A 4,526-nucleotide genomic window follows, 5' to 3' on the forward strand; every position below is an offset into this window, starting at 1 on the left:
CCACCCGGCGGCCCACGGCGCGCGCGGTGGCGGGCTGCGTGGCGTCGGCCGAACCGCTGCCGGGCCCGAAGGCGAGCCCCAGACCGGCCGTGGCACCGGTGGCGGCGGTTGCGGCGAGGAAGGTGCGCCGATCGAGGTGGGCGACGGCTGCTGCGGCGGACCGTATGCGGGACATGCGCGATCTCCCCGAGTGGACACGCGGAAACGGGCGGACAGCGACGCTGTCCTCACCTCGGATCGTTGGCATCGGGAATGGCGTGGCGGTGAACGAGGCGGCAACGCAGGTCGCCGATCTCCACACGTGGATCTTGGCGGTAGCAAACGGTCATCGCGCCCTTGTGAACAGGCATTCTCTCGCTCACTCGGCGTTCATCCACGCTGGGAACCGCCCCCGCCGTGGGATAAATCACGGGACGGTAACGGACCCGCCTGAGACACTTGCCAGGAGGGTAGGCGCCTCGAACAGGCACAACCAAGGAAAAGGGCTGATATGAGGATCGGAATCGTCGGAGCGACCGGCCAGGTCGGCGGAGTGATGCGCAGGGTGCTCGCCGAGCGTGACTTCCCGGCCGAGCAACTGCGGCTGTTCGCCTCCGCCCGCTCGGCGGGCCGTACGCTCCCGTGGCGCGGTACCGAGATCACCGTCGAGGACGCCGCCACGGCCGACTACTCCGGTCTGGACATCGTCCTGTTCTCCGCGGGCGGCGCCACCTCCAGGGCGCTGGCCGAGAAGGTCGCCGCACAGGGCCCCGTCGTGATCGACAACTCCTCGGCCTGGCGGATGGACCCCCAGGTGCCCCTGGTCGTCGCCGAGGTCAATCCGCACGCCGCGGTGGACCGCCCCAAGGGCATCATCGCCAACCCGAACTGCACCACCATGGCCGCCATGCCCGTGCTGCGCCCGCTGCACGCCGAGGCCGGTCTCACCGCCCTGGTGGCCACCACCTACCAGGCCGTCTCCGGCTCCGGGCTGTCCGGCGTCGCCGAGTTGGACAGCCAGATCCGCAAGACCGCCGACCGCGCGGCCGAGCTCACCCACGACGGCGCGGCGGTGGACTTCCCCGAGCCCGAGGTGTACGCCCGCCCGATCGCGTTCAATGTGCTCCCGCTGGCCGGGAAGATCGTCGACGACGGGCGGTTCGAGACCGACGAGGAGCACAAGCTCCGCAACGAGAGCCGCAAGATCCTGGAGATCCCGGAGCTGAAGGTGTCCGGCACCTGTGTCCGGGTGCCGGTCTTCACCGGCCACTCGCTCCAGGTGAACGCCCGCTTCGAGCGTCCGATCAGCGTGGAGCGCGCCGCCGAGCTGCTGGCCGCGGCCCCCGGCGTGGCGCTCTCGGAGATCCCGACCCCGCTCCAGGCCGCCGGCCAGGACCCCAGCTATGTGGGCCGGATCCGGGTGGACGAGACGGTCGAGCACGGTCTCGCGCTGTTCCTCTCCAACGACAACCTGCGCAAGGGCGCCGCGCTGAACGCGGTGCAGATCGCCGAACTGGTGGCGGCCGACCTGAGCTGACGTCCACGCCTCGTCCGAGGGGGAGCGGCCGGCCGGCCGTTCCCCCTCGGTGTTCCTCCCGTTCAGCCGCCCGTTGTCCTACCGACGCCGACCGGCCGACGTGCGAGGATGGCCATCCGCCTGACGCATGGCGTACCGCACATGACGAACGGGAGTTAGCCGACGTGCCTGGCACCAACCTCACAAGGGAGGAAGCGCAGCAGCGGGCGCGCCTCCTCACGGTGGACGCGTACGAGATCGAACTGGACCTGAGCGGCGCCCAGGAGGGCGGTACCTACCGCTCCGTGACCACGGTGCGCTTCGACGCCGCCGAGTCGGGCGCGGAGTCGTTCATCGACCTGGTGGCGCCCACGGTGCACGAGGCGGTGCTCAACGGCGAGGCGCTCGACCCGAACGAGGTCTTCAAGGACTCGCGGATCGCGCTGCCGGGGCTGCTGGCCGGGCGCAATGAGCTGCGGGTGGTCGCGGACTGCGCGTACACCAACACCGGTGAGGGGCTGCATCGCTTTGTCGACCCGGTCGACCAGCAGGCGTACCTCTACACCCAGTTCGAGGTGCCCGACGCCCGCCGGGTGTACGCCAACTTCGAGCAGCCCGACCTGAAGGCCACGTTCCAGTTCACCGTGACGGCGCCCGAGGGCTGGACGGTGATCTCGAACTCGCCCGCGCCGGAGCCGAAGGACAACGTCTGGCGGTTCGAGCCGACCCCGCGCCTGTCGACGTATGTCACCGCGCTGATCGCGGGCCCGTACCACAGCGTGCACAGCTCGTACGAGAAGGACGGCCGCTCGGTGCCGCTGGGCATCTACTGCCGTCCCTCGCTCGCGGAGTACCTCGACTCGGACGCGATCTTCGAGGTGACGCGGCAGGGCTTCGAGTGGTTCGAGGAGAAGTTCGACTACGCGTACCCGTTCGCCAAGTACGACCAGCTCTTCGTGCCGGAGTTCAACGCGGGCGCGATGGAGAACGCGGGCGCGGTGACCATCCGCGACCAGTACGTCTTCCGCTCCAAGGTCACCGACGCGGCGTACGAGACGCGGGCCGAGACCATCCTCCACGAGCTGGCCCATATGTGGTTCGGCGATCTCGTCACCATGGAGTGGTGGAACGACCTGTGGCTGAACGAGTCGTTCGCCACCTACACCTCGATCGCCTGCCAGGCCCATGCGCCGGGCAGCAGGTGGCCGCGGTCCTGGACCTCCTTCGCCAACTCCATGAAGACGTGGGCCTACCGGCAGGACCAACTGCCGTCCACCCACCCGATCATGGCCGAGATCAACGACCTGGACGACGTCCTGGTCAACTTCGACGGGATCACCTACGCCAAGGGCGCCTCGGTGCTCAAGCAACTGGTCTCGTACGTCGGGATGGACGAGTTCTTCAGCGGCGTCCAGGCGTACTTCAAGCGCCACGCCTACCAGAACACCCGGCTGTCGGATCTGCTCGGCGCGCTGGAGGAGACCAGCGGGCGCGATCTGAAGACCTGGTCGAAGAAGTGGCTGGAGACGGCGGGCATCAATGTGCTGCGGCCGGAGATCGAGACGGACGCCGACGGCACCGTGACCTCCTTCGCGGTGCGGCAGGAGGCCCCCGCGCTGCCGCCGGGCGCCAAGGGTGAGCCAACGCTGCGGCCGCACCGCATCGCCATCGGGCTCTACAACCTGAACGCGACCGGCAAGCTGATCCGCTCCGAGCGCATCGAGCTGGACGTGGACGGTGAGCTGACCCAGGTGGAGCAGCTCATCGGCGCGAAGCGCTCCGCGGTGATCCTGCTCAACGACGACGACCTCACCTACGCGAAGGTGCGGCTGGACCCGGACTCGCTGGCCGTCGTCACCGAGCACCTGGGCGACTTCGCGGAGTCGCTGCCGCGCGCGCTGTGCTGGGCCTCGGCCTGGGACATGGTCCGCGACGGCGAACTGGCCACCCGCGACTATCTGGCACTGGTGCTCTCGGGCATCGCCAAGGAGTCCGACATCGGCGTCGTCCAGTCGCTGCACCGCCAGGTGAAGCTGGCCCTGGACCTGTACGCGGCCCCGGCCTGGCGCGAGACCGGCCTCGCCAAGTGGACCGAGGCCACGCTCGACCATCTGCGGGCGGCGGCCCCGGGCAGCGACCACCAGCTCGCCTGGGCGCGGGCCTTCACCGCGACCGCCCGCACGGACGCCCAGCTCGACCTGGTCGCCGGGCTGCTCGACGGCACCGAGACGATCGAGGGCCTGGCCATCGACACCGAGCTGCGCTGGGCACTGCTCCAGCGGCTCACCGCCACCGGGCGGGCGGACGAGGGGGCCATCGCGGCGGAGCTGGAGCGCGACAAGACCTCCGCGGGCGAGCGCTACGCCGCGATGGCTCGGGCCGCGCGGCCGACGCGGGAGGCCAAGGCGGAGGCGTGGGCGTCGGTCGTGGAGAGCGACGCCCTGCCGAACGCGGTGCAGGAGGCGGTGATCGGCGGCTTCGTCCAGACCGACCAGCGGGAGCTGCTGGCGCCGTACACGGAGAAGTACTTCGCGGCGGCGAAGGACACCTGGAACAGCCGCAGCCATGAGATGGCGCAGCAGATCGTGGTGGGGCTCTACCCGGCGCTCCAGGTCTCCCAGGAGACCCTGGACGCGACGGACGCGTGGCTCGCGTCGGCCGAGCCCACGGCGGCGCTGAGGCGTCTGATGACGGAGTCCCGAGCAGGCATCGAACGCGCCCTCCGCGCCCAAGCCGCGGATGCCGCGGGCGGCTGACCGGGTTGCGGCGCGGTGCGGGGCCCTGCGCCCCGCACCGCGCCGCCCAGTTGTGGGCAATCGTTCCGCCAGGGGGCACCTCCCAGCGGTAGCTGGGGGAGGGACGGGTGGGCACAACCCGGCTACCGGGCCGCACCCGGCAGCGATGCCTTGGCCGGTGCTCGTCCCTGGTCAACGTTTCGTTGCCGGGTGCGGGCCGGTGGCCCGTTTGTGCCCACCCGTCCCGCCCACGGGACGATTGCCCACAAACTACGCGTCAGCCGGGATCGGGCATG

Annotated in this window: 3 protein-coding genes; 2 read left to right on the forward strand and 1 reads right to left on the reverse strand. The window is 70.4% G+C overall.

Annotated elements, in window-relative coordinates; all coding sequences use genetic code 11:
• Positions 1-247: twin-arginine translocation signal domain-containing protein (locus KN815_RS29555; RefSeq protein ID WP_308403683.1), on the reverse strand; the 247-nt coding region annotated here is incomplete at its 3' end.
• Between the two features lie 243 nt (positions 248-490).
• Here KN815_RS29555 and KN815_RS29560 point away from each other — a divergent pair.
• Positions 491-1,516, forward strand: a complete 1,026-nt coding sequence (locus KN815_RS29560) for an aspartate-semialdehyde dehydrogenase (protein ID WP_216344938.1) — start codon at positions 491-493, stop codon at positions 1,514-1,516.
• 164 nt (positions 1,517-1,680) lie between these two features.
• A complete protein-coding gene (gene pepN / locus KN815_RS29565; protein WP_216344939.1) occupies positions 1,681-4,251 on the forward strand; it encodes an aminopeptidase N in 2,571 nt (856 codons plus the stop codon).
• Positions 4,252-4,526 lie beyond the last annotated feature (275 nt).

Source organism: Streptomyces niphimycinicus, assembly GCF_018883605.1.
GTDB lineage: Bacteria > Actinomycetota > Actinomycetes > Streptomycetales > Streptomycetaceae > Streptomyces > Streptomyces niphimycinicus.

Bases quoted from the DNA above. Each gene is read 5' to 3' on its own strand.
- KN815_RS29560 (WP_216344938.1), top strand. From the start codon at position 491: ATGAGGATCGGAATCGTCGGAGCGACCGGCCAGGTCGGCGGAGTGATG.